The 24,792-nt window shown below is 54.4% G+C and carries 22 protein-coding genes; 1 reads left to right on the top strand and 21 read right to left on the bottom strand.

Annotated features, from left to right (window positions below; genetic code table 11):
• Nucleotides 1-54: 54 nt before the first annotated feature.
• From secM to leuO, 21 genes are all read right to left on the bottom strand, one after another.
• A complete protein-coding gene (secM, locus tag FU672_RS13620; protein ID WP_187360813.1) occupies nt 55-558 on the bottom strand; it encodes a secA translation cis-regulator SecM in 504 nt (167 codons plus the stop codon).
• Nucleotides 559-837: 279 nt separating this feature from the next.
• Entirely contained in the window at nt 838-1,755 is a 918-nt protein-coding gene (gene lpxC, locus FU672_RS13625) for a UDP-3-O-acyl-N-acetylglucosamine deacetylase (RefSeq protein ID WP_148243622.1), read from the bottom strand.
• A gap of 101 nt (nt 1,756-1,856) precedes the next feature.
• Nucleotides 1,857-3,008: a cell division protein FtsZ gene (ftsZ, locus tag FU672_RS13630; RefSeq protein ID WP_008501978.1), complete on the bottom strand. Its 1,152-nt coding sequence runs from the start codon at nt 3,006-3,008 to the stop codon at nt 1,857-1,859.
• Nucleotides 3,009-3,071: 63 nt separating this feature from the next.
• On the bottom strand, nt 3,072-4,328 hold the full coding sequence (gene ftsA, locus FU672_RS13635; protein WP_023334508.1) for a cell division protein FtsA: 1,257 nt from the start codon (nt 4,326-4,328) through the stop codon (nt 3,072-3,074).
• The gene (ftsQ, locus tag FU672_RS13640; RefSeq protein ID WP_025756756.1) at nt 4,325-5,167 is read right to left on the bottom strand and encodes a cell division protein FtsQ; all 843 of its coding nucleotides are present in this window, start codon (nt 5,165-5,167) and stop codon (nt 4,325-4,327) included. The genes ftsA and ftsQ overlap by 4 nt, the downstream gene beginning before the upstream one ends.
• 1 nt (nt 5,168) lies before the next feature.
• A complete protein-coding gene (locus FU672_RS13645) occupies nt 5,169-6,089 on the bottom strand; it encodes a D-alanine--D-alanine ligase (protein WP_148243623.1) in 921 nt (306 codons plus the stop codon).
• Entirely contained in the window at nt 6,082-7,557 is a 1,476-nt protein-coding gene (gene murC, locus FU672_RS13650) for a UDP-N-acetylmuramate--L-alanine ligase (protein ID WP_148243624.1), read from the bottom strand. The genes FU672_RS13645 and murC overlap by 8 nt, the downstream gene beginning before the upstream one ends.
• Before the next feature lie 56 nt (nt 7,558-7,613).
• The gene (murG, locus tag FU672_RS13655) at nt 7,614-8,678 is read right to left on the bottom strand and encodes an undecaprenyldiphospho-muramoylpentapeptide beta-N-acetylglucosaminyltransferase (protein WP_148243625.1); all 1,065 of its coding nucleotides are present in this window, start codon (nt 8,676-8,678) and stop codon (nt 7,614-7,616) included.
• Nucleotides 8,675-9,919 carry a cell division protein FtsW gene (gene ftsW / locus FU672_RS13660; protein ID WP_148243626.1) on the bottom strand — a complete coding sequence of 415 codons (1,245 nt, stop codon included), beginning with the start codon at nt 9,917-9,919 and terminating at the stop codon, nt 8,675-8,677. The genes murG and ftsW overlap by 4 nt, the downstream gene beginning before the upstream one ends.
• On the bottom strand, nt 9,919-11,235 hold the full coding sequence (gene murD / locus FU672_RS13665) for a UDP-N-acetylmuramoyl-L-alanine--D-glutamate ligase (protein ID WP_148243627.1): 1,317 nt from the start codon (nt 11,233-11,235) through the stop codon (nt 9,919-9,921). Before murD ends, ftsW begins: the two co-directional genes overlap by 1 nt.
• 2 nt (nt 11,236-11,237) lie before the next feature.
• Complete coding sequence (gene mraY / locus FU672_RS13670) at nt 11,238-12,320, bottom strand: phospho-N-acetylmuramoyl-pentapeptide-transferase (RefSeq protein WP_008501985.1); 1,083 nt, start codon at nt 12,318-12,320, stop codon at nt 11,238-11,240.
• The gene (murF, locus tag FU672_RS13675) at nt 12,314-13,672 is read right to left on the bottom strand and encodes a UDP-N-acetylmuramoyl-tripeptide--D-alanyl-D-alanine ligase (RefSeq protein ID WP_148243628.1); all 1,359 of its coding nucleotides are present in this window, start codon (nt 13,670-13,672) and stop codon (nt 12,314-12,316) included. The genes mraY and murF overlap by 7 nt, the downstream gene beginning before the upstream one ends.
• Nucleotides 13,669-15,156 carry a UDP-N-acetylmuramoyl-L-alanyl-D-glutamate--2,6-diaminopimelate ligase gene (gene murE / locus FU672_RS13680; protein WP_148243629.1) on the bottom strand — a complete coding sequence of 496 codons (1,488 nt, stop codon included), beginning with the start codon at nt 15,154-15,156 and terminating at the stop codon, nt 13,669-13,671. Before murE ends, murF begins: the two co-directional genes overlap by 4 nt.
• Nucleotides 15,143-16,909 carry a peptidoglycan DD-transpeptidase PBP3 gene (ftsI, locus tag FU672_RS13685; protein WP_063143344.1) on the bottom strand — a complete coding sequence of 589 codons (1,767 nt, stop codon included), beginning with the start codon at nt 16,907-16,909 and terminating at the stop codon, nt 15,143-15,145. Before ftsI ends, murE begins: the two co-directional genes overlap by 14 nt.
• A gap of 15 nt (nt 16,910-16,924) precedes the next feature.
• Nucleotides 16,925-17,290 carry a cell division protein FtsL gene (gene ftsL / locus FU672_RS13690; protein WP_008501989.1) on the bottom strand — a complete coding sequence of 122 codons (366 nt, stop codon included), beginning with the start codon at nt 17,288-17,290 and terminating at the stop codon, nt 16,925-16,927.
• A complete protein-coding gene (gene rsmH, locus FU672_RS13695; protein ID WP_148243630.1) occupies nt 17,287-18,228 on the bottom strand; it encodes a 16S rRNA (cytosine(1402)-N(4))-methyltransferase RsmH in 942 nt (313 codons plus the stop codon). The genes ftsL and rsmH overlap by 4 nt, the downstream gene beginning before the upstream one ends.
• A gap of 2 nt (nt 18,229-18,230) precedes the next feature.
• Nucleotides 18,231-18,689: a division/cell wall cluster transcriptional repressor MraZ gene (gene mraZ, locus FU672_RS13700; RefSeq protein ID WP_021240528.1), complete on the bottom strand. Its 459-nt coding sequence runs from the start codon at nt 18,687-18,689 to the stop codon at nt 18,231-18,233.
• A gap of 600 nt (nt 18,690-19,289) precedes the next feature.
• On the bottom strand, nt 19,290-20,297 hold the full coding sequence (cra, locus tag FU672_RS13705) for a catabolite repressor/activator (protein ID WP_008501993.1): 1,008 nt from the start codon (nt 20,295-20,297) through the stop codon (nt 19,290-19,292).
• Between the two features lie 179 nt (nt 20,298-20,476).
• Nucleotides 20,477-20,968 carry an acetolactate synthase small subunit gene (ilvN, locus tag FU672_RS13710; RefSeq protein ID WP_148243631.1) on the bottom strand — a complete coding sequence of 164 codons (492 nt, stop codon included), beginning with the start codon at nt 20,966-20,968 and terminating at the stop codon, nt 20,477-20,479.
• A gap of 1 nt (nt 20,969) precedes the next feature.
• A complete protein-coding gene (gene ilvI, locus FU672_RS13715) occupies nt 20,970-22,694 on the bottom strand; it encodes an acetolactate synthase 3 large subunit (protein WP_148243632.1) in 1,725 nt (574 codons plus the stop codon).
• A 379-nt stretch (nt 22,695-23,073) separates the two neighbouring features.
• Complete coding sequence (gene leuO / locus FU672_RS13720; protein WP_316043729.1) at nt 23,074-24,036, bottom strand: transcriptional regulator LeuO; 963 nt, start codon at nt 24,034-24,036, stop codon at nt 23,074-23,076.
• A gap of 589 nt (nt 24,037-24,625) precedes the next feature.
• Between leuO and leuL the strand changes: the two genes are divergently transcribed.
• The gene (leuL, locus tag FU672_RS25460) at nt 24,626-24,712 is read left to right on the top strand and encodes a leu operon leader peptide (RefSeq protein ID WP_148243744.1); all 87 of its coding nucleotides are present in this window, start codon (nt 24,626-24,628) and stop codon (nt 24,710-24,712) included.
• Nucleotides 24,713-24,792: the final 80 nt, after the last annotated feature.

Raw genomic sequence — 24,792 nt, forward strand, 5'->3', positions numbered from 1 at the left:
AATTCTCAAACGCCCCAGTGTGGGCAGATAAATTAAGGTATTGAAAAAGTTAATTTAGCTGAGGCGTTGTGGCCCGGCGCGAATGCCGTGAGCCTGGCTAATCCAGGTTGAAACAGAGAATGAAACAGGCGAAACCAACGCACGTTGCGTCGCCTGGCGAACCATGACCGGCGGCTGGCTGTCCTGCGTGAGCAGCGCGTTGAGTGTGTCCAGCAGGGCAAGATGCTGAGCCTGCACCGGCAGCGTCTCTTCCGCAACAGGCATGGCCTGCGGTGCCATCGCGAAGGACAGATGGCGGATAACCGTGCGGATAGCGTGCTGGTGCCAGTAATCGACGGAGAAGTTTGGGCGGCGGTTGGCTTCAAGCCACGCGAGGTTAGTAAAGTTAACCCGCGTGTTGAGATCGTGTTTGGTAGTGGAGGTTTTTGCGGGCGTCGCCGCTTCGGCACTGTTGCTGAGCGCAGGCAAGCCGAAACTCGCCGCGACCATCCCTAATAAGAGATGCGGCCAGAAGTAACGTCTGCCAAATTGTCGCCAGCGCGTCAGTATTCCGCTCACCTGCTCCACCCAATAAGTCAGCCTTGCAGAGGCTGAGTTCAGTTATTCTTTTTAGCGCCCAGATATTACCACTAAAGCCAATATACATCAGCAGGAATGAGGTGCCGCCACGGGGAAAAACGGTCAAGAATGCAGCTAACGCACACATTATCTGCACAAGACAAATAAGAGATAACGCCGGGGCAAACGAAGAAGGGTAAAAATAAAAACGACTGGCCTTCCTGGTCGGAGAGAGTACCAAGTTAACCAGTCGATTTTTTTACGAAACGGCGTGAACCGTTACGCCAGAACTATGCTTGGAGCTTTGAAAGCCAGCGGCAGTTCAGCTTCGTCTTCGAAGGTCACATATTCCCAGGCTTCCTGTTTTGCCAGGACGGCCTGCAACAGTTTGTTGTTCAGCGCATGACCGGATTTGAACGCGGTAAATGCACCAATGATGTTGTGACCACACATGAACAGGTCGCCGATGGCATCCAGCATTTTGTGACGAACGAATTCATCTTCGAAACGCAGGCCGTCTTCGTTCAGTACGCGATAATCGTCAACAACGATGGCACAATCGAAGCTGCCGCCCAGGCACAGGCCGCGGGACTGCAGATATTCGATATCACGCATGAAGCCAAATGTACGGGCTCGGCTGATCTGGCGCATAAACGCATCGGCAGAGAAGTTCATCGCATAGCGTTGGGTGCTGGAGTCAATCGCCGGATGGTTAAAGTCGATGGTAAAGTCCAACGAGAAACCATTGTACGGTTTGAATTCAGCCCACTTGTCGCCATCTTCGACGCGAACGGTCTCTTTGATGCGAACAAATTTCTTCGCGCAGTTCAGTTCTTCGATGCCGGCATCCAGCAACAGATAGACGAACGGTGCAGCACTGCCATCCATAATCGGGATTTCTGGCGCATCGACTTCAACAATAATGTTGTCGATACCCAGACCCGCCAGGGCGGCGTTCAGGTGCTCTACGGTAGAAATCCGCACGTCATGCTCGTTCACCAGACAAGTACAGAGCATAGTATCACGCACAGATTTGGCATCGGCCGGAAAATCTACCGGTGGATTCAAGTCGGTGCGACGATAGATGACCCCGGTATTGGCCGGCGCAGGGCGTAACGTCAGCATGACTTTCTTGCCGGTATGTAAACCGACACCAGTCGCCTGAACGATACGTTTAAGTGTCCTTTGTTTGATCATCGTATAATCTCGCCAAATTAACTATCCAACCGAGAGTGTATATCACTAACGGTGGGCCAGTTTAGCACAAAGAGCGCAAATCCCCTAATTCCAGCCAATTCTTAGTCAGCTTGCTTACGCAGGAACGCCGGGATATCCAGATAATCTGGCTCTTTCGCCGTTTGCGGCGTTGGGTCATTCACCACTTTCGCGGCCGGCTTCTGCTCCTGAGTCAGAGGAGACATACCGTGCTGCTGGTAACGATCCATTACCGGTTGCTGAGTCTGCTTGTTGGTCACTAAGGTGATCTCAGGACGTTTGTCCATACCGATACCGGTCGCAACAACAGTAACACGCAGCTCGTCGTTCATTTCAGGGTCAAGGGAAGTACCGATTACCACGGTAGCGTTGTCAGAGGCGAACGCACGGATAGTGTTACCCACGGTTTCGAACTCATCCAGACGCAGGTCAAAGCCAGCGGTAATGTTGACCAGCACGCCGCGCGCACCAGACAGATCGATATCTTCCAGCAGTGGAGAAGAGATAGCCATTTCAGCCGCTTCTTCTGCACGGTCTTCACCGCTCGCCACGCCAGAGCCCATCATCGCGTAGCCCATTTCGGACATCACGGTGCGAACGTCTGCAAAGTCAACGTTCATCAGGCCAGGACGGGTAATCAGTTCAGCGATACCCTGAACCGCGCCTTTCAGCACGTCGTTTGCTGCACCGAAAGCGTCCAGCAGGGAAATACCGCGACCCAGAACTTTCAACAGCTTGTCGTTCGGGATGGTGATCAGCGAGTCCACATGCTTGGACAGCTCGGTGATACCCTGCTCCGCGAAGGCCATACGCTTCTTGCCTTCAAAGTTGAAAGGCTTGGTCACGACAGCAACGGTCAGGATACCTAAGTCTTTAGCGACTTCAGCCACAACAGGTGCTGCGCCGGTACCCGTACCGCCGCCCATACCTGCTGCGATGAAGACCATGTCCGCACCTTCCAGTGCAGCACGCAGGGCTTCACGATCTTCTTCAGCCGCATTGCGACCGACTTCCGGGTTAGCCCCAGCTCCCAGCCCTTTGGTGATACCACCGCCGATCTGGATAGTCTGGCCTACAGCCGTCTTACGCAGTGCCTGCGCATCGGTGTTAACTGCGAAGAATTCAACACCTTCAATGCGTTCACGCACCATATGCTCTACGGCGTTACCGCCGCCACCACCGACGCCGATGACTTTAATCACCGCGTCGTTGGTCAGTTCCATAGGTTCAAACATAATTTCTCTCTCCGTTGTGCCTGTCGCCCGAGACCGCTAATTCTCTCCGGTCTCTTAAAAAAATTAAAACTCTTTTCGCAACCAGTTGTTCAGTCGTTTGACCCACGACCCCACTGAGACGCGTTTTTCCACTTCTGCTTCACCACTGAGATGAGATTCCTTCCCGTAGTGGAGCAGGCCCACAGCCGTTGAATAATACGGCTCCTGAGCATAATCCGTTAAACCGGTGATATTCAGCGGCGCACCAATACGCACCTGCGTATGGAACACGCGCTGAGCACAGGCCGCAAGACCTTCAATTTGCGCTGCACCGCCGGTTAATACAATCCCCGCCGCAAGATGATGTTTAACGCCCTGCTGACGAAGCTGTTCCTGTAACTGTAAAATCTCTTCGTTGACCAGGTTGAGCAGCTCGGTATAGCGCGGCTCAATCACCTCTGCCAACGTCTGGCGCTGCAGGCTACGCGGTGGACGACCACCGACGCTCGGCACTTCAACGCTCTCATCTTTGCCAACGATAGACCCCAGCGCACAGCCGTGGCGCACTTTAATCGCTTCTGCATCGCTCGGCGGCGTACCAAAAGCGTAAGCAATATCGCTGGTCACAACGTTCCCGGCATAAGGGATCACTTTGGTGTGGCGCAGCGCACCGCCGGTATACACGGCGATGTCCATTGTACCACCACCAATATCGACCACACAGACACCCAGTTCACGTTCATCTTCGGTCAGCACGGAATAACTTGCCGCCAGACCGGCGAAAATAAGTTGGTCAACTTTCAGGCCACAACGTTCAACGGCTTTTACAATGTTCTTCGCCATATCGTTGTGACATGTGATCAGGTGCACTTTTGCCTGCATACGTACACCAGAAAGACCGACCGGGTTCTTGATCCCTTCCTGGTAGTCAATCGCATATTCCTGCGGGATGACATGCAGCACGCGATGTTCGTCGCGGACACGCACGGATTTCGCCGTGTGCACTACGTTTTCAACGTCTTCCTGCGTCACTTCTTCTTCGGAAATCGGCACCATACCGATTTCGTTCTGGCAGCTAATGTGCTTACCAGAAAGGGCCAGATAGACAGAAGAAATCTGGCAATCTGCCATTAATTCAGCCTGATCGATGGCGCGCTGAACGCATTTCACCACCGATTCAAGATCGTTTACCCCACCTTTATCCATACCACGGGACGGGCAACTGCCTACGCCAATGATATTGACCATACCGTCGGGCAGAACTTCCCCTACTAAAGCGGCAACCTTCGCGGTGCCAATCTCCAGTCCAACTACCAGTTTTCTGTCCGTCGCCTTGATCATTGTTGTTCTGCCTGTACCTGTGCCTGATTCTGTTGCTGATTAGGTTCCTCGACCGGAGCCGGTACCCAACCGACTGCTGCGCCTGAGTCATAGCGCAAATCAACGTAGCTTATCCGTTTGCCGTCAGTCTGTGCCTGCTGCTGTAAAACCGGGTAAAGTTCGACAAACCGCGCCAGACGCTTCATTGTGTCCCCGCGTCCCAGGTTGAGCTTAATGCCGTTCGTTAACGTCAACTGCCAGGAACGGCGCGCCGTCATTGCAGCATCTTTTAACGTAAACCTGTCCTTCGCCAGCACCTGACCCATTTCGCGAAAACCCTGTAACACTTCGTTTTCACTGCCTTCAGGGCCATACAACATCGGTAAATTTTGCTTGTTGACACGATCGGCTGGGACGCTGAAGGAATTTCCGTCTACGTCAACCATGTGCTGATCATTCCAACGCGCAATGGGCACATATTCAACCAGATGAATCTTCAATTCATCAGGCCATTGCTTTCTTACGCTCGCCTGTTTTATCCATGGCAGACGTTCTATCTGACTCTGGATAATATTGACGTCCTGCGTCATAAAGGTGCCAGGCGAGCCCAGCGCCAGAATTGACTGGCGAATATCGTCGTTACGCGTGTAGTGACGCTCACCGGTGACCACCAGCTTAGAAAGTGGCAACCGCTGCGCATCTTCCATCCAGCCCAGGACCATCCAGCCGCTGATAAACACGGTGCACAGCACCCCGAGCAGGAAAATGATGCCTGCAAGACGCGTTCCATTACTGCGGCGTGAAGAGGCGTATTCTTCCTCGTCATCGCGGTTGCGCGTGTTCAATGCAGCCTGAGACATATCAGCCCGCCTGGTCCAGAATGCGTACGACTAACTGCGAGAAACTCATCCCCGCCTGACGCGCGGCCATCGGCACAAGGCTGTGGCTGGTCATTCCCGGAGAGGTATTCACTTCCAGCAGATAAAATTGTCCATCACTGTCCTGCATCACGTCGATGCGTCCCCAGCCGCGGCAACCCAGAACATGCCAGGCTTTAAGCACCAGGGACTGTAAATCTGCTTCACGCTCAGCTTCAAGACCACAAGGGCAGAAATATTGCGTCTCATCAGAGAGATACTTCGCCTCATAATCATAGAAGGTTCCGGCCGGTTGGATACGGATTGACGGTAAAATTTCTTCGCCAAGCATCGCGACGGTAAATTCCGGCCCGCTGAGCCATTTTTCAATCAGAACGTCTTCATCATGTTGAAATGCCAGTGCTAACGCGGACGAAAGATCTTCAGCTTTGTCTACTTTGGACATTCCCACGCTGGAGCCTTCCCGGCTGGGCTTTACAATAACCGGTAAGCCCAGTTCAGCAATGCGCGTATTAACGCTATCCGGCAGGCCCAATTCAAATTCGCGACGCGTCAGTGCCACCCACGGCGCAACCGGTAACCCCGCGCCCTGCCACAGAAGTTTGCTGCGCAGTTTATCCATAGAGATAGCGGAGGCCATCACGCCGCTGCCGGTGTACGGCATGTCGATCAGATCCAGGAGGCCCTGCAGGGTGCCGTCTTCACCGCCACGACCATGCAAAGCGATAAAGACTTTATCGAAGCCCATGGCTTTTAATTGCGTCACGTCGACCTCTTTTGGGTCGACCAGGTGCGCATTGACACCACCCTCACGCAGGCCCGCCAGTACAGCCGCGCCAGAATTCAGGGAAACCTCGCGCTCGGCGGAGGTGCCGCCAGACAGGACAGCAATCTTATCAGCCATGATGCTCATCCTCCTGCGTTTGCGGCTTCAGTTTGATTTCAGCTAAGGTACGGGCGATTTTGCCGATATTTCCCGCACCCTGAATCAGAATTAAATCGTTACCTGTCAGGACCGGTGCCAGAATTTCCGCCACCTGTGCAGGGTCAGAAACCAGAATAGGGTCCACTTTACCGCGTCCGCGGATGGTGCGACATAAAGAACGACTGTCTGCGCCCGGAATAGGAGTTTCGCCCGCTGAATAAACATCCAGCATTAACAGGGTATCGACCTGTGACAGGACGCTGGCGAAATCGTCATACAGATCGCGCGTACGCGTGAAGCGGTGCGGCTGGAAGACCATCACCAGATTTTTGTCAGGCCAGCCTGCACGTGCGGCTTTAATGGTGGCATCCACTTCGGTCGGATGATGGCCGTAGTCGTCCACCAGCATCGCTGTACCGGCTTTACCGTTCACGGCGTCCAGCGGGAATTCACCGAGGAAGTCGAAACGACGGCCGGTGCCCTGGAAGCTTTCCAGCGCGCGCAGAATCGCATCATCATCAATGCCTTCTTCCGTCGCGACGGCCACTGCCGCTGCGGCATTGAGGGCGTTATGGCGACCTGGCGCATTCAGCGTGACGTGCAGCAGTTCTTTGTCCTGACGCGCCAGAGTGAAATGCCCCTGCGCACCAATCTGTTTGTACTCTTCCACGCGGACGTCAGCGTCTTCACTGAAGCCGTAAGTGGTGATTTGACGACCCACGCGCGGCAGCAGCTCGCGGATCACCGGATCGTCTACGCACATCACCGCGCGTCCATAGAACGGCAGGTTGTGCAGGAAGTTGATGAAGGTCTGCTTTAAATTCTCGAAGTCACCCTGGTAGGTATCCATATGGTCAGCTTCGATGTTAGTGACAATCGCCACCATCGGCTGCAGATGCAGGAACGACGCGTCGCTCTCATCCGCTTCGGCAATCAGATAACGGCTGTGGCCCAGACGCGCATGTACGCCTGCGGCTTTGACCAGACCACCGTTGACGAACGTCGGGTCGAGACCCGCTTCCGCATAAATACTGGAGACCATCGCCGTGGTCGTGGTTTTACCGTGGGTCCCGGCAATAGCGATGCCGTGGCGGAAACGCATCAGTTCCGCCAGCATTTCTGCACGGCGGATCACCGGAATGCGCGCTTCATGCGCGGCAACGATTTCCGGGTTGTCCGAGGAGATGGCGCTTGAGACCACCACTACGCTCGCATCGCGCACGTTTTCCGGACGATGGTTAAAATAGATAGTCGCCCCAAGCGACGCCAGCTGCTGCGTAACAGGGTTTGGCGCCAGGTCAGACCCGCTGATCTGATAGCCTTCGTTAGCTAACACTTCGGCAATACCGCCCATGCCAGCACCACCGATGCCAACAAAGTGAATGTGCCGGACGCGACGCATCTCGGGCACGATTGAACGCAGTTTTGCCAGTTGTTGTGTATTCATTCTCTAAACGCCATCGACTACTTAAAATTCGTGCAGCGCAACACGCGCTGCGAGGGTTAAGCCTGGGCTGCCAGGCTCACTTCTTTTGCCACCCGTTCCGTCGCATCCGGGATAGCGGTCGCGCGCGCGCGTTGCGCCATCTCCAGCAGTGCGTCTCTGTTCCAGCCCGCCAGGGTGGTGGCGACCGCGTCGGCGGTAAATTGTGGCTGCTCAAAAATTTTCGCCGCGCCAGCTTTCTCAAGCGGCAGCGCATTCCAGTACTGCTGTCTGTCTTTGTGCTGGAACGGCACAAACAGGGCCGGCAGCCCGGCGGCGGCGATTTCGCTCACCGTCAGCGCGCCTGAGCGACAGACCACGACATCGGCCCAGGCATACGCTGCCGCCATATCGTCGATAAACTCGGTGACTTTATGCTGTGGCTGCCCCGCCTCGGCGTAAGCCTGCTCAACGGTCTGCTGAGCGCCTTTTCCGCTTTGGTGCCAGATCGTCACGGCATCCCCCAGCTTTGCGGCAACCTGCGGCATCGTCTGGTTTAAAATACGCGCGCCCTGAGAGCCGCCGACGACCAGTACACGAACCGGCCCTTCACGGCCCGTCAGACGAGCGTCCGGCAGCGGCAGCGCCAGTACGTCCACACGTACCGGGTTACCCACCACGTCCGCTTTCGGGAACGCGCCGGGAAACGCCTGCATGACTTTGGTGGCAATTTTCGCCAGCCACTTGTTGGTCAGACCGGCAATACCATTCTGCTCATGCAGCACAACGGGAATACCTAACGACCACGCCGCAAGCCCACCAGGACCAGAGACATAGCCGCCCATGCCCAGCACCACATCTGGCTTAAAGCGCTTCATGATGGTGCGGGCCTGACGCCAGGCGTTAAAAATACGCACTGGTGCCAGCAGCATTGCCTTGAGGCCTTTGCCCCGAAGGCCGGAAATACGAATAAAGTCGATCTCGATACCGTGCTTCGGTACCAGATCGGCTTCCATGCGGTCTGCGGTTCCCAGCCAGCGTACCTGCCAGCCCTGATCCATTAAATGGTGCGCAACCGCCAGCCCCGGGAACACGTGCCCGCCGGTACCGCCTGCCATCACCATTAACCGCTTCGGTTGATTCATCGTGAACCTCGTGTAAACGCCTGGGCTTTTTCCAGACGCGTTTCATAATCTATGCGTAACAAAAACATGATGGCCGTCGACATAATCAACAGGCTGGAACCACCATAACTGATCAACGGCAACGTCAGACCTTTGGTCGGCAGCATACCCGCTGCGGCCCCGACGTTAACCAATGCCTGGAAGCTAAACCAGATACCAATTGAGCAGGCTAAGAAGCCTGAGAAGCGGTGATCGATCTCCAGCGCTTTCCGGCCGATGGACATGGCGCGGAAAGCGACGAAGAATACCATTAATAGCGCTAATACCACACCGATATAACCCAGTTCTTCCGCAATAATGGAGAAGATGAAGTCAGTATGCGCTTCCGGTAAATACTCCAGTTTCTGTACCGAGTTACCCAGACCCTGTCCCCAGACTTCACCGCGCCCAAAGGCCATCAGCGACTGCGTCAGCTGATAACCGCTGCCGAAAGGATCTTCCCACGGGTTCCAGAACGAGGTCACACGGCGAATACGGTAAGGCTCAGCGAGGATCAGCAGCACAACCGCCGAAATCCCCATCCCGATGATAGCGATGAACTGCCACAGCTTCGCGCCCGCCAGGAACAGCATGGCCAGGGTGGTAACGAACAGCACGACAACGGTACCGAGGTCAGGCTGCGCCAGCAGTAATACTGCCAGCACCAAAATCACGCCCATCGGTTTTAAGAAGCCGCGCAGGTTGTTACGCACTTCATCTACCTTACGCACCAGGTAGTTAGCCAGGTAGCAGAACAGGGAGAGCTTGGTAAATTCCGCAGGCTGAATACGCAGCGGGCCAAAGGCGATCCAGCGTGATGCCCCGTTAACAGAGCTCCCCACTACCAGTACGATCAGCAGCATAATAATTGAGGCGATCAGCATCGCCGTACTGTGCCGCTGCCAGAACTCCATTGGCAGACGCAAGGTCACCAGCGCCAGACAAAACGCCAGGATGATGTAAAGACCATCACGCTTGGCAAACAGGAAAGGATCGTTCGCCAGACGCTGCCCGACAGGCATTGAGGCTGACGTCACCATAATAAAGCCGACCGCCGCCAGCCCCATCGTGAGCCAGAACAGCGTGCGGTCATACATGATCAGGCTGTCGTTATCTTTTTGACGAGAGCCCATCACCCAGCCTTTGAGTGCCGCAAACAACCATGACAGGATCCCAAATCCTGGCAGGCGCGGCATTTTCAGGCGAGGGAAAGATAAACGCATCAGCCTAACTCCTTCGCCAGGCGGGTAAAGACATCACCACGCTGTTCGAAATTCTTGAATTGATCGAGGCTGGCACAGGCCGGAGAGAGCAGCACCATATCACCTGGCTTCACGCGAGGAGCAATCAGCCGCATCGCCTGTTCCATGGTTTCGGTTTGCTCGGCAACCTCAGGGCGCAGTTCAGCCAGCTCGCTGCCGTCACGGCCAAAGCAGTACAGACGGACGTTATCTCCACAGAGATACGGTTTCAGGGAGGAGAAATCAGCTGATTTACCGTCGCCACCCAGCAGCAAATGCAGGGTGCCGTCAACGTGCAGGCCGTTCAGCGCGGCCTCCGTGCTTCCCACGTTGGTGGCTTTGGAGTCGTTGATCCAGCGCACGCCGTTGTGCTCCAGCGCCAGCTGGAAACGGTGTGCCAGACCAGAAAACGTGGTTAACGCTTTCAGGCTGGAGGAGCGCGGCAGTCCTACTGCATCTGCCAGCGCCAGCGCCGCCAGGGCATTGGTATAGTTGTGCTGACCTGTGAGCTTCATCTCTTTCACGTTCAGCACTTTCTCGCCTTTCACGCGCAGCCAGGTTTCGCCCAGCTGGCGGTTCAGGTGGTAATCACCCATGGTAATACCGAAGCTAATACAGCGATCGTCTGCGCCACGCACCGGCATGGTCAGCGCATCATCGGCGTTAACCACGCAGACTTTGGCATTTTCATAAACGCGCAGCTTAGCGGCACGGTACTGCTGCAGACCAAATGGATACCTGTCCATATGATCTTCAGTCACGTTGAGGATCGTCGCAGCCGCAGCATGCAGGCTGGAGGTCGTTTCCAGCTGGAAGCTGGAAAGCTCGAGAACATACAGCTCGCAGCCTTTGTCCAGCAGCATCAGCGCCGGCAAACCAATATTACCGCCAACGCCAACGTTCACGCCCGCTGCTTTCGCCATTTCACCCACCAGGGTGGTGACGGTGCTTTTGCCGTTAGAACCGGTAATCGCGATAACGGGCGCCTGCGCTTCGCGGCAGAACAGCTCGATATCGCCGACAATCTTAACGCCCGCATCCGCGGCAGCGCTCAGCGAAGGGTGCGCCAGCGCCATCCCCGGGCTGGCGACAATCAGATCGGCTGCCAGCAGCCAGTCATCATTCAGACCACCAAGGTGGCGTTCAACCTGTTCCGGCAGTTTGTCCAGACCCGGCGGAGAGACACGCGTATCCATCACGCGTGGCGTCACGCCGCGCGCGAGGAAAAAGTCCACGCAGGAGAGCCCCGTGAGGCCCAACCCGATGATAACGACTTTTTTGCCCTGGTAATCTGCCATGATTAACGTACCTTCAGCGTTGCCAGGCCAATCAGCACCAGCATCAGCGAAATAATCCAGAAGCGCACAATCACGCGCGGCTCCGGCCAGCCTTTCAGTTCATAGTGGTGGTGAATCGGCGCCATACGGAAGATGCGCTGACCGCGCAGCTTGAAGGAACCGACCTGCAAAATCACCGACAGGGTTTCAACCACAAACACGCCGCCCATGATTACCAGCAGGAACTCCTGACGCAGCAGTACGGCGATAATGCCGAGCGCACCGCCCAAAGCCAGAGAACCGACGTCACCCATAAAGACCTGCGCCGGATAGGTGTTGAACCACAGGAAGCCCAGCCCCGCACCGACAATCGCCGTACAGACGATCACCAGCTCACCCGCATGACGCAGATAAGGGATGTGCAGGTAGTTCGCAAAGTTCATGTTACCGGTCGCCCACGCCACCAGCGCAAAACCAGCGGCCACAAAGACGGTTGGCATAATGGCCAGGCCATCCAGACCGTCGGTCAGGTTAACGGCGTTGCCAGTACCGACAATCACAAAGTAGGCCAGCAGGATGTAGAACAGCCCCAGCTGTGGCATCACGTCCTTAAAGAACGGCACGACCAGCTCGGTAGCTGGCGTGTCTTTCCCAGCCAGATACAGCGCGAAAGCCACGCCCAGCGCGATCACCGACATCCAGAAATATTTCCAGCGCGCGATCAGGCCCTTAGTATCTTTACGAACGACTTTGCGGTAATCATCAACAAAACCAATGATTCCGTAACCCACCAGTACCGTCAGAACGCACCACACGTACGGGTTGGAGGGATACGCCCACAGCAGCACGGAAACGACGATGGCGGTCAGGATCATGATTCCGCCCATGGTCGGCGTGCCGCGTTTGCTGAAGTGCGATTCCGGACCGTCGTTACGCACAACCTGGCCGAAAGAGAGTTTTTGCAGACGGGCAATCATGCGCGGGCCCATCCACAACGAGATGAACAGCGCAGTCAGCAGGCTGACGATGGCGCGAAACGTCAGATACGAAAAGACGTTAAAGCCTGAATAATATTTGACCAAATGTTCGGCCAGCCAAACTAACATGTCCCGTTCTCCTGTAATGCGTGCACAACCTCTTCCATGGCGGCACTACGTGAACCTTTCACTAACACAGTCACAATTTGTTTTTCTGTAATCAACGCTTTAAGGCGCTCTATCAACGCGGCTTTGTCAGCAAAATGCTCGCCAACGCCGCTGGCATGGCTAATCGCCTGGCTCAGTTTTCCTGCGCTCAGTACACAGTTCAGCCCCGCTGCTTTCGCCGCTTCACCGACCTGGGTATGACAGGCTTCGCTTTCGTCGCCCAACTCTGCCATATCGCCAACCACCATGATTCGGTAGCCCGGCATGTCAGATAACACCTGTACCGCCGCCGTCATCGAGCCAACGTTCGCGTTGTAGGAGTCATCCAGCAGCAGCTTGTTTTCCGAAAGCTGAATCGGGAACAGGCGCCCCGGCACGGCTTTCAGGTTCGCTAGCCCGGTTTTAATCGCTTCATGCGACGCGCCCACCGCCGTCGACAACGCCGCCGCGGCAAGCGCATTAGCGATGTTATGGCGACCCGGCAGTGGCAACAGTACCTCGACGCCACCCGTTGGGGTGGTGAGGGTGAACTCCGTGCCGTGCGACGTCACATGGATATTGGTCGCGGTAAAATCACTGTTGGCCGCATTCGGCGAGAAGCGCCAGGTTTTACGCGAACCAATGATGCTCTGCCAGTTCAGCCAGTCGTTGTTGTCGGCGTTCAGAATGGCGATACCGTCATCCGGCAGGCCGGTGTAAATCTCACCTTTGGCTTTCGCTACACCTTCCAGCGAGCCAAAGCCTTCCAGATGCGCAGCCGCGAGGTTATTCACCAGCGCGGCTTCCGGGCGAGTCAGACTCACGGTCCAGGCGATTTCGCCCTGGTGGTTTGCCCCTAACTCGATCACCGCAAATTCATGCTCTTTGGTCAGGCGGAGTAATGTCATCGGCACGCCGATGTCATTATTGAGGTTGCCCGCGGTATAAAGCGTATTACCGCACTGGCTGAGGATCGCCGCCGTCATCTCTTTTACCGACGTCTTGCCTGATGACCCGGTCAAGGCGACAACGCGAGTAGGGACCTGCTGACGAACCCAGGCGGCCAACTCACCGAACGCGAGACGCGTATCTTTCACCACAATTTGCGGCAGATCGATATCGAGCTGGCGGCTGACCAGCAGCGCACCAGCGCCGTTCTCTTTGGCCTGTTCAGCAAAATCATGCGCGTCAAAACGCTCGCCTTTAAGCGCCACAAACAGACAGCCTGCAGTGATTTTGCGAGTGTCCGTCGTCACGGCATCAATCGTCAGGTCTTGCCCGTGCAGTTCGCCCTGCAGGATTGCAGCGGCCTGGCTTAACGTGATGCTAATCATGCCACGACTCCCAGCAGACGTGCTGCCGTTACGCGGTCCGAGTAGTCCAGACGGCGATTGCCAACGATCTGATAATCTTCATGGCCTTTACCCGCCAGCAGGACAACATCATTCTCCTGAGCCTGCATGATGGTGTTAGTCACGGCTTCCGCACGGCCTTCCACCACGCGAGCGCGGCCCGCGTCGAGCATGCCCGCCAGAATGTCATTAATGATGGCGCGCGGCTCTTCCGTACGCGGGTTGTCATCGGTGACAACCGGGATATCCGCGAACTGTTCTGCAATGGCGCCCATCAATGGACGCTTGCCTTTATCGCGATCGCCGCCGCAGCCAAACACGCACCAGAGCTTACCGGCGCAGTGCAGGCGTGCCGCTTCCAGCGCTTTTTCCAGCGCATCCGGCGTGTGGGCATAATCAACCACAACGGTCGGTTTGCCCGGCGCGCTGAACACTTCCATACGGCCACAAACCGGCTGCAGACGCGCTGAGGTTTTCAGCAGTTCAGCCATCGGATAACCCAGCGCCAGCAGCGTCGCCAGCGCCAGCAGCAGGTTGCTGACGTTAAAGGCGCCCATCAGGCGGCTTTCAATTTCACCTTCCCCCCAGGAAGAGGCAAAGCGGATTGTCGCCCCGCTGTCGTGATAATTCACCTCAACCGCCTTCAGCCAGCGGCCGTGGCAGTTCGGATTGATATGGTCTTCCATCGACACCGCAACCGCATCCGGCAGCTTCGCCAGCCAGCGGCGGCCCACTTCGTCGTCGGCGTTGATGACGGCTTGTCCGTAATGGTGAGTAGAGAACAGCAGCCATTTCGCGGCTTCGTAGTGCTCCATATCACCATGGTAATCAAGATGATCGCGGCTCAGATTGGTAAACACTGAAGCAGCAAATTTCAGCGCCGCGACGCGGTGCTGTACCAGACCGTGCGAAGAGACTTCCATCGCCGCAAAGGTTGCCCCCTGCCCTGCCAGACCGGCCAGCACATGCTGTACGTCTACCGCCGAGCCGGTGGTGTTTTCCGTCGGGCTCACTTTGCCGAGCAGGCCGTTACCCACGGTCCCCATCACCGCACCGGTTTCACCCAGCAGCTGGGCCCACTGCGCCATCAGCTGCGTGGTAGTGGTTTTACCGTTCGTGCCCGTCACGCCAACCAGACGCAGCTGGTCGGAAGGTTCGTGATAAAAACGTCCCGCCAGCGCGGAAAGACGTTCGTTTAACTGGCTGAGATAGATAACCGGCACCCCGTGCATTTCACGGATCTCACCGTCGGTTGCCTCATCTTTGGCCTCAGCAATAATGGCAGCCACACCTTGCGCAATCGCCTGCGGGATATAACGACGCCCGTCCGCCTGATGACCGACCACCGCCACAAAAAGATCGCCAGAAGCAGCCACGCGGCTGTCCAGTACCATCTCTCGCAGTGCTCGCTCCGGTGCATTTGGCACCCACGGAGCGAGAAGGTCGCGCAAATTACGATCTGCCACCTGTACCCTCGCCTTGATTAATTACAAATTCACTTTTTTCGCCCGTCGCCAGCGCATCTGGTTCAATGTTCATGGTGCGTAACACGCCGCCCATGATAGCCCCGAACACAGGCGCGGAGACGGCGCCGCCGTAGTATTTACCCGCCTGTGGATCGTTTATCACGACCACCAGCGCAAAACGCGGATTGCTTGCAGGCGCAACGCCTGCGGTATAGGCAATGTATTTGTTGATATAGCGGCCGTCCGGCCCTACTTTTTTCGCCGTACCGGTCTTGATGGCGATGCGATAACCTTTGATTGCCGCCTTCACGCCGCCGCCGCCGGGCAGCGCCACGCTTTCCATCATATGAACCACAGTACGGACGGTCGATTCCGGGAAGATACGCTCACCGGGAACCGGTGGATCAACTTTGGTAATCGACAGCGGACGATAAACGCCATAGCTGCCGATCGTTGCATAGACTCGCGCTAACTGTAACGGTGTCACCATTAGCCCGTAGCCGAAAGAGAAGGTGGCCCTCTCTATGTCAGACCACCGTTGTTTTTGAGGATATAAGCCACTGCGTTCTCCGACCAACCCCAAATTGGTCGCCTTTCCAAGCCCAAAACGTGAGTAAGTCTCTACTAACGCTGAGGACGGCATCGCTAACGCCAGCTTTGAAACACCGACGTTACTCGACTTCTGTAACACCCCGGTCAGGGTCAATTCGCTATAGCGCGCCACGTCTTTGATTTCGTGACCGTTAATTCGGTAAGGAATGGTATTCAGTACGGTGTTTTCATTGACGATACCGCGCTGAAGAGCAGTCATGACCACCATCGGCTTAACGGTCGAACCCGGTTCGAACACGTCGGTGATGGTACGGTTACGCATAACATCCTTCTGCGTACCGGTGAGATTGTTAGGGTTGTAGGACGGGCTGTTGGCCATCGCCAGCACTTCACCCGTGCTGACATCGACTAACACGGCACTGCCCGATTCCGCTTTGTTAAAGGCCACGGCGTTGTTCAGTTCACGATAAACCAGCGCCTGTAACCGCTCATCAATACTCAGCGCAAGGTTATGTGCGGCCTGGCTGTCCGTTGAGGAAATATCCTCGATCACGCGACCATAGCGGTCTTTACGCACAATGCGCTCGCCAGGCTGGCCGGTGAGCCATTTATCAAAGCTTTTTTCAACGCCTTCAATCCCCTGGCTATCAACGTTGGTAAAGCCAATGAGGTGAGCAGTCACTTCGCCGGATGGATAATAACGACGTGATTCCTCACGCAGATGGATCCCCGGCAGCTTCAATTTTTTGATGTAGTCCGCCATGTCAGGGTTCACCTGACGCGCCAGATAGATAAATCGCCCTCTCGGGTTCGTATTCACGCGTGAAGCTAGCTGGTCCAGCGGCATCTTCAGCGCATCCGCAAGCGCCTTCCAGCGGTTATCAAGCGTGATCCCGCCTGCATCATGCAGTTCTTTCGGATCGGCCCAGATAGCCTTCACCGGCACGCTCACCGCCAGCGGACGACCCGAGCGGTCGGTGATCATCCCACGGGATGTCGACACTTCCTGGACGCGCAGAGAGCGCATATCGCCCTGGCGTACCAGCATGTCAGGGGCGACGATTTGTAACCAGGCCACGCGTCCCAGCAGGAAACCCAGCGCCAGTAAAATACAGCCGCAAAGCAACGCAAAACGCCAACTGATAAAGTTGGCCTGTTCTTCCTGACGTTTTGGTTTTAGCGTTTTTGCCGCTGCTTTCATGCGTCGCGTTTTCCCTTATTTTTGTACTACGATATTTTCCTGCGAAGGATCAACATGCTGCAATTGCAGCTTTTCCGTTGCGATCCGTTCAACCCGGCTGTGATCGCCGAGCGCATTTTCTTCAAGGATCAGATTTCGCCATTCAATATCCAGCGCATCGCGTTCCAGTACCATCTGCTCGCGTTGCGCAGTCAATAAACGTGTATGGTGGGCAGTGGTCACCACCGTAACTGCCGTGACAATGATGCAAATGAACAGACAGAGTGGCAGTTTCCCAAACCGCAAAAGATCGTCGCCGATCACGCCAGGCAAGGCATGGCGCTCGTTGCTTCCTAACGAATCCTTAACTTTGCTTAGGGTCTCTGTCACTCTGCCGATCATGCGTTCGTCCTCTCTGCAACACGCAGCACTGAACTACGGGCGCGTGGATTCTCTGCCACTTCTTCTTCGCCCGGCATCAACTTGCCTAATGCTCGCAACTGACGGCCACCCAGCTTCCTGAGTTGTTCTTCCGTCATCGGCAGCCCCGCTGGTACTTGTGGACCGCGGCTTTGCTCACGCATAAAGCGTTTCACAATACGGTCTTCCAGCGAATGGAAGCTGATGATGGATAACCGCCCACCCGGGGCCAGCACGTCGAGCGAGCTTTTTAGCGCCAGCTCTATTTCCTCCAGTTCACTGTTTACCCAGATGCGAACCGCCTGGAAGGTACGGGTCGCGGGATGTTTGTGCTTATCCTTCACCGGTGTCGCCGCCGCGATCACCTCGGCCAACTCTTTGGTGCGAGTCATTGGCTCAATGCGATTGCGCTCAACGATGGCGCGCGCAATACGTTTGCCAAAGCGCTCTTCGCCGAACGTTTTGATGACCCATGCAATATCTGCTTCGTCAGCGGTCTGTAACCACTCAGCGGCAGACTGACCGCGCGTCGGGTCCATCCGCATGTCCAGCGGACCATCACGCATAAAGGAGAAACCACGTTCTGCATCATCAAGTTGGGGTGAAGAGACGCCAAGATCGAGAAGAATCCCGTCGATCTTGCCCGTCAGGCCGCGCTCAGCAACATAATCCGCAAGCGCAGAGAAAGGTCCATGCACGATGGAAAAGCGTGAGTCATTGATGGTTTGTGCAACGGCAATTGCCTGCGGATCGCGATCGATTGCCAGCAGACGTCCTTCCTCTCCAAGCTGGGAGAGAATCAAACGCGAGTGACCACCGCGACCAAACGTGCCATCAATGTAGATGCCATCCGGACGAATATTCAGGCCGTTAACGGCCTCGTCCAGTAACACCGTTTTATGTTTATAATTTTCCATCATATTTATAGAGACAAGTCCTGCAGCCGTTCCGATAATGTCGCGGAATCAGACTGCTCAGCGTCGATATCTTCCTTGACCTGTTGATACCAGGTCGTTTCATCCCACAGTTCAAACTTGTTGAACTGCCCGACCAGCATCACTTCTTTCGTCAGACCGGCATGTTGCCGCAACACAGGGGCAATCAGTAATCGCCCTGCGTTATCCATCTGACATTCACTGGCATGTCCCAATAACAACCGCTGCACGCGGCGTTCCTGCGGGTTCATGCTCGACAGTCGCGACAGCTTTTGCTCAATAATTTCCCATTCAGGCAAGGGGTAAAGCAGCAGGCAGGGGGAGTTAATGTCAATGGTGCAAACCATTTGACCCGCAGCGTTCTCAATCAGCTGGTCGCGGTATCGGGTTGGTACCGATAAACGCCCTTTGCTGTCGAGATTGACTAACGTAGCTCCACGGAACATGCCAGTCTCACCCCTCCTCACCACTTTAACCCACAAATTCCCACCTAAAGGAGTTTACGGAGCGAGTGAAAAGCTTGTCAAGCCGGGACTCTCCCTATAAGGACTCGAAAGCCCTCTATTTACAGAGATAAACAGTCCTGGTTAATAACTGCACAACTGGCGAGGCAAAATTAACGTTATGAATATTTGTAAGAAAAAAACCGAATATGCACACTAGCGTTAAAGCTCACTCAATATCATCGCAGATAAATATAAAGTGTCAGTTTGCGACGCGGGCAGCATTTTATGACAGATTCTCAGGGGATAACAGCGCCAGATTCACCCAGGCACGCGGTAAACGCAGCGGTTGCCACGTAAGCTGGCAAAGGAGGAGGAAAAACGTCTGAATATTCATCGACCGAAGAGGGTTTGTAACAAAATAATACAAAGAGTGCTGTTTAAAATCGCCCAGACGTTCTTTAAAAGGACAATTTAAAAGCCAGAATGAATTAAGAAAAATAGGTGATTATGGTCCCTCAAGAATTATCCTAATTTCTCTCCGGGAATTATCTGCGCGAATTATCGCAACAAAATGGGGCAGATTTCGCCGCCCCAGTCATTTCATTTTTGGCGGCTTAAAATTCCGCGATGGTAGAGATTACGTTTGATACGCGTCAGGCCCGGCTTCGGTTTACGCGGCTCATCCAGGCTTGCCAGCACAATCTCAAGCACACGTTCAGCCACATCGCGGTGACGTTGTGCTACCGCCAGCACCGGGCACTGGAGGAAGTCGAGCAGCTCGTTATCCCCGAACGTGGCAATCGCCAGATCGGAGGGCAGTTTACCTTCGCGGCGTAAGGTCACATCCATGACACCCTGCAAGAGCGCAAACGACGTGGTGAACAGCGCCTGAGGCATCGGGTGCGTTTCCAGCCATTTCTCGAACAGCTGTGCTGCGGCTTCACGTTCGTAGCTGTTGGCATAGAGGTAGTGAACTTCGCGCGGATCGTCTTTCCAGGCGGTTCTGAATCCCTGCTCACGCAGGAAGCTCACAGAAAGCTCGGGCAACGCGCCAAGATACAACACCGTTTCAGCGGGGAACGTGCGCAGCTCTGCGGCCAGCATTTCTGCATCATCCTGATCCGCACCCACGACGCTGGTGAAATGCTCGCGATCGAGCGCGCGATCCAGCGCAACGATTGGGAACGGGTCGTTCGCCCAGCGCTGGTAGAACGGATGTTCTGGCGGCAAGGAGGTCGACACGATAATGGCATCCACCTGGCGCTGGAGCAGATGCTCAATGCAGCGCATCTCGTTGTCGGGCTGGTCTTCCGAGCAGGCAATCAGCAATTGATAGCCGCGCTGGCGCGCCTGACGTTCAAGATAGTTGGCGATACGGGTATAGCTGGTGTTTTCCAGGTCAGGGATCACCAGACCAATAGAGCGGGTACGCCCGGCACGCAGACCGGCTGCGACAGCATTCGGATGGTAGTTATGCTCACGAACCACCGCCATAACTTTTTCAACGGTCTTGTCGCTGACACGGTACTGCTTTGCTTTACCGTTAATCACATAGCTGGCCGTTGTTCGTGACACGCCGGCTAGCCGGGCGATTTCATCCAGTTTCACAATTGCCCCTTAAAAAAAGAAAAGAGTCCATGGCCCTGTCAAGGTTATGGTTAAATCTTTTAACATCTAAACGCAGAAAAGCCTTCGCGGCAACCGCTTTTATCTGCGTTGTCGGCTGATTACGCAAAAAAAAGCCCGGCTTTGGTGACCGGGCAGAAAGAGGCGAACCTTTTTGACAACTAACGCATGATTTTCTCGCCGCGTGACAGACCCACGACACCCGATCTCGCGACCTCGACAATTTTTGCGACATCCCGTACGGACGCCAGGAAAGCATCCAGCTTGTCGCTTGTCCCGACCAGCTGAACCGTATAAAGAGAAGACGTGACGTCGATAATCTGTCCGCGGAAAATATCCGCATTGCGTTTGACTTCATCGCGCCCGTATCCACTGGCCTGGATTTTCACCAGCATGACCTCACGTTCAACGTAGGCCCCCTGCCCCAGCTCGCTCACGCGCAGTACGTCGACCAGCTTATGCAGCTGTTTTTCAATTTGCTCAAGCACTTTGGCATCGCCGACGGTTTGGATCGTCATGCGCGACAGCGTGGGGTCTTCCGTCGGAGCAACGGTCAGGCTTTCAATGTTATAGCCGCGCTGCGCAAAAAGGCCAATGACGCGCGACAATGCGCCAGACTCGTTTTCCAGTAAAACAGATAATATCCGGCGCATATCAGGTTCTCTCCGTTTTGCTTAACCACATTTCATCCATACCACCACCACGAATATGCATCGGATAAACGTGCTCGGTCCCATCAACAATCACATCCATAAAGACGAGGCGGTTGTTTTTAACGTGCTCAAGCGCCTGTGCGAGCTTCGTTTCCAGCTCAGCCGGATCGGTCACCCGCATGCCTACATGGCCGTAAGCTTCAGCAAGACGAACAAAATCCGGTAGCGACGTCATGTATGACTGAGAATGGCGGCCAGAGTAGATCATATCCTGCCACTGCTTCACCATACCGAGATACCCGTTATTCAGGTTCAGCACCAGTACCGGCAGTTCATATTGCAGTGCGGTAGACAGCTCCTGAATGTTCATCTGAATGCTGCCATCTCCGGTCACGCAGACGACGGTTTCATTCGGCAATGCCAGCTTCACGCCCAGCGCGGCAGGCAGACCAAAGCCCATGGTTCCTAAACCACCGGAGTTGATCCAGTGTCGCGGTTTATCAAACGGGTAATACAGGGCGGCAAACATCTGGTGCTGCCCCACGTCTGAGGTCACGTACGCCTCACCTTTCGTCAGTCGCCACACCGCTTCGATGACCGCCTGCGGCTTAATGCTTTCACTTTGAGTGTCATATTTCAGGCACTGACGCGCCCGCCACTGTTCAATCTGCTGCCACCAGTCGCGGATCTCATCCAGCGGCTGGGTTGCACTCTCCTGGGTCAGCAGGTCCAGCATTTGCTCCAGAACCTGACGGGCATCACCGACGATCGGCACATCAGCCGACACCGTTTTTGAAATTGACGTAGGATCGATATCAATGTGCAGCACGGTGGCGTTCGGGCAATACTTTGCCAGGTTGTTGGTGGTGCGATCGTCAAAGCGCACGCCGACGGCAAAGATGACATCGGAATGATGCATCGTCATGTTGGCTTCATAGGTACCGTGCATACCCAGCATACCCAGCGCCTGACGATGGGTGGCAGGGAACGCCCCCAGCCCCATCAATGACGACGCAACAGGAAGGTTGAGTTTTTCAATCAGTTCACGAAGCTGGACTTCACAGGCAGAATTGATCGCCCCGCCACCGACATAGACCACCGGTTTTTTGGCTGCCAGCAGCGTTTGCAACGCTCGCTTGATCTGGCCTTTATGCCCCTGCGTTGTTGGATTATAAGAGCGCATACTGACCGATTCCGGCCAGACATAAGGCAGCTTGTTTGCCGGGTTCAGGATATCTTTAGGTAGATCGACCACCACCGGTCCGGGACGTCCACTTGCCGCCAGCCAGAAGGCTTTTTTCAGTACGCCTGGAATGTCTTCTGTTTGCTTGACCAGGAAGCTGTGCTTCACAACGGGACGCGAAATCCCGACCATGTCGCACTCCTGAAACGCATCGTAGCCAATCAGTGAGGTTGCCACCTGCCCGGAGAGGATCACCAGCGGGATAGAGTCCATATAGGCCGTGGCAATGCCGGTAATGGCGTTTGTCGCACCGGGACCGGACGTGACTAACACCACGCCCACTTCACCCGTCGCACGTGCCAGGCCGTCAGCCATGTGTACCGCCGCCTGCTCGTGACGTACCAGAACATGGTCAATGCCCCCTACCGTGTGCAGCGCATCATAAATATCGAGGACCGCACCGCCAGGGTAGCCGAACACTTGCTTTACGCCCTGATCGATCAGCGACCGAACGACCATTTCCGCGCCAGACAACATCTCCATGCTTTGCCTCCAGGCATTTTGTTATAGACGGACTGCCGAATTCATTTCCGCACCGTCTTACGATTGGGATAAACCAATCTTATATTTTGCAGAGTGTTCTTTACCTTAACCGCTCGTTATGAGGCAGGCAATTAGCAAACCCGGGGAGACAAACGGCGCGTAAAGCAGAAAAAGCAGCCGTTAACAGAAGATATGGTTAATTCCTCTGGGAATAGAGGATGGGGTGATAAATCATCGCTGAAAAGCGCGACAATACAGGAAATCATCTATTTTTGCGTGCCAGAGAGCAGCCCGAAAAAAGCACCACAGAACAAAATAGCAATTATCTAAAAGAACTCAGGATAAATCACATTAACCGATGCGATTTACCCTGATGCATTTACCGCCGACAGATGCCAACCAGCAACTCTTCCATCCACTGATGTCCTTTATCCCGACCCGCCGCTTCATGCCAGGAAAGATAACAGGTACGGCTATTTAGCTTGAGCGGCAGAGGCAAAACTTGCAGATTTAAAGTGTCAGAAAACTCTTCTGCCAGCCAGCGCGGCGCAATCGCCACCAGCTGTGTCTGGGAGACCACGTTTAATACGCTAACCATGGCCATGCCCTGATAAGCCACGCTAGCCTGTTTATCCGCAGTGTCATACCACGGCAGGCTAAAGGACGCATATCTGTCGAGCGCAACAACGGCGTGCTGCTCGTTATAAACATCGCTTTCTCGCAGCGGAGAATTCAGGCGCGGATGTTTTTTACTGGCGACCAGAACCATTTCATCTTTAAACAGCGGCACGCAGGAAAATTCTGGACGACGGAACTCTTCATATCCCAGAACGAATTCGATCTCCTGATAGCGTAACTGATGTTCCGTGTTTTGATTCAGGGATGATTTAAAAACCAGATTGATATTGGGTGCGATCTCTTCAACTTTATTATAAATAATCGACGTTAAATAATTATCTAATGGGCTACAGACACAAAGATGGAATACACGCTCGCTGCTTAAGGGTTCAAAGCCCGACCCCGGCAGCTCATTTTGTACCAACTGCAACGCCTGCCGAATGGAGCCAAACAGCTGGAATGCGCGCGCCGTAGGCTGGATCCCTCTTCCGTAGCGAACAAATAATTCGTCGTTAAACATGACCTTAAGTCTGGCGACGGCATTACTCACGGCAGGTTGTGACATCCCCAACGTTTGGGCCGCCCGGGTAATATTCTGTTCCTGCATGACCGCATCAAACACCGTCAGAAGATTAAGATCCACCGTGCGTAACTGCGGTTTAATCCCATCAGTAGCTTGAGGTTGTTTAATATTATTTTCTGGCACTTCTGACTCCACTGTCACGCTACACTCCCTTTGCCATCGTACGGTAATAATCTCGAAAAATATGATTTATCATGCAAATACGATCAGCGAAAGAAAATTATTTAAAATTCGGAATATATAAAGACTCTATATTAACGAAAATTAATGAGCGCAAATGATATGTTTGACTTTAGGATTTGAATGAAACCATAAACCAAACAAATATACAATTTCCATCAGGTTAATGATGACTTAAGTATTATTAAACTGTTATCGCCACCGCCCTACAGTTAGTTAACAACCTGTTATTTCCGTTCGCTCTTCAGCGTTCTGGAATAGATTCACTGTATTTATAACTTAATGATATCAAACCCCTTTAAGCACAAAGCATCCTCTGCAAGACATTTCACTCATTTTTAAAAAATTATATTTATTTGTTTCTGCAACTCTTTTCTTAAGTCCAAAATTAGACAATTAGTCGGGTCGCAAAAGCTAAAACCAGCACAATTAGCTAAAGTGAATACCCTGTCGATTCTGTCTGTCGGGCCCGTTTTCATCGTCAGGGGTTGACATGAACGGCCGTATCCAGTACCACTAAAAGCATATTGAATTTAACGGAGCACGATTCATGATTCGCACCATTTGTTTCACCGGTCTACTACTACTAAACGCATTCACTGTGCGCGGTAGACTGGCGGGCGAAATTCAGCGTTGAATCGTCACCAGTAAGACTAAAACCCGCGCCACTGCGCGGGTTTTTTTATGCTCGTAGCAAGGCGCCCTAAGACTGACAAG

Origin of the sequence: Enterobacter asburiae, from assembly GCF_008080435.1 — a bacterium.
GTDB lineage: Bacteria > Pseudomonadota > Gammaproteobacteria > Enterobacterales > Enterobacteriaceae > Enterobacter > Enterobacter asburiae_C.

Bases quoted from the DNA above. Each gene is read 5' to 3' on its own strand.
- lpxC (WP_148243622.1), bottom strand. From the start codon at position 1,755: ATGATCAAACAAAGGACACTTAAACGTATCGTTCAGGCGACTGGTGTC.
- ftsZ (WP_008501978.1), bottom strand. From the start codon at position 3,008: ATGTTTGAACCTATGGAACTGACCAACGACGCGGTGATTAAAGTCATC.
- ftsA (WP_023334508.1), bottom strand. From the start codon at position 4,328: ATGATCAAGGCGACGGACAGAAAACTGGTAGTTGGACTGGAGATTGGC.
- ftsQ (WP_025756756.1), bottom strand. From the start codon at position 5,167: ATGTCTCAGGCTGCATTGAACACGCGCAACCGCGATGACGAGGAAGAA.
- FU672_RS13645 (WP_148243623.1), bottom strand. From the start codon at position 6,089: ATGGCTGATAAGATTGCTGTCCTGTCTGGCGGCACCTCCGCCGAGCGC.
- murC (WP_148243624.1), bottom strand. From the start codon at position 7,557: ATGAATACACAACAACTGGCAAAACTGCGTTCAATCGTGCCCGAGATG.
- murG (WP_148243625.1), bottom strand. From the start codon at position 8,678: ATGAATCAACCGAAGCGGTTAATGGTGATGGCAGGCGGTACCGGCGGG.
- ftsW (WP_148243626.1), bottom strand. From the start codon at position 9,919: ATGCGTTTATCTTTCCCTCGCCTGAAAATGCCGCGCCTGCCAGGATTT.
- murD (WP_148243627.1), bottom strand. From the start codon at position 11,235: ATGGCAGATTACCAGGGCAAAAAAGTCGTTATCATCGGGTTGGGCCTC.
- mraY (WP_008501985.1), bottom strand. From the start codon at position 12,320: ATGTTAGTTTGGCTGGCCGAACATTTGGTCAAATATTATTCAGGCTTT.
- murF (WP_148243628.1), bottom strand. From the start codon at position 13,672: ATGATTAGCATCACGTTAAGCCAGGCCGCTGCAATCCTGCAGGGCGAA.
- ftsI (WP_063143344.1), bottom strand. From the start codon at position 16,909: ATGAAAGCAGCGGCAAAAACGCTAAAACCAAAACGTCAGGAAGAACAG.
- ftsL (WP_008501989.1), bottom strand. From the start codon at position 17,290: ATGATCGGCAGAGTGACAGAGACCCTAAGCAAAGTTAAGGATTCGTTA.
- rsmH (WP_148243630.1), bottom strand. From the start codon at position 18,228: ATGATGGAAAATTATAAACATAAAACGGTGTTACTGGACGAGGCCGTT.
- mraZ (WP_021240528.1), bottom strand. From the start codon at position 18,689: ATGTTCCGTGGAGCTACGTTAGTCAATCTCGACAGCAAAGGGCGTTTA.
- ilvN (WP_148243631.1), bottom strand. From the start codon at position 20,968: ATGCGCCGGATATTATCTGTTTTACTGGAAAACGAGTCTGGCGCATTG.
- ilvI (WP_148243632.1), bottom strand. From the start codon at position 22,694: ATGGAGATGTTGTCTGGCGCGGAAATGGTCGTTCGGTCGCTGATCGAT.
- leuL (WP_148243744.1), top strand. From the start codon at position 24,626: ATGATTCGCACCATTTGTTTCACCGGTCTACTACTACTAAACGCATTC.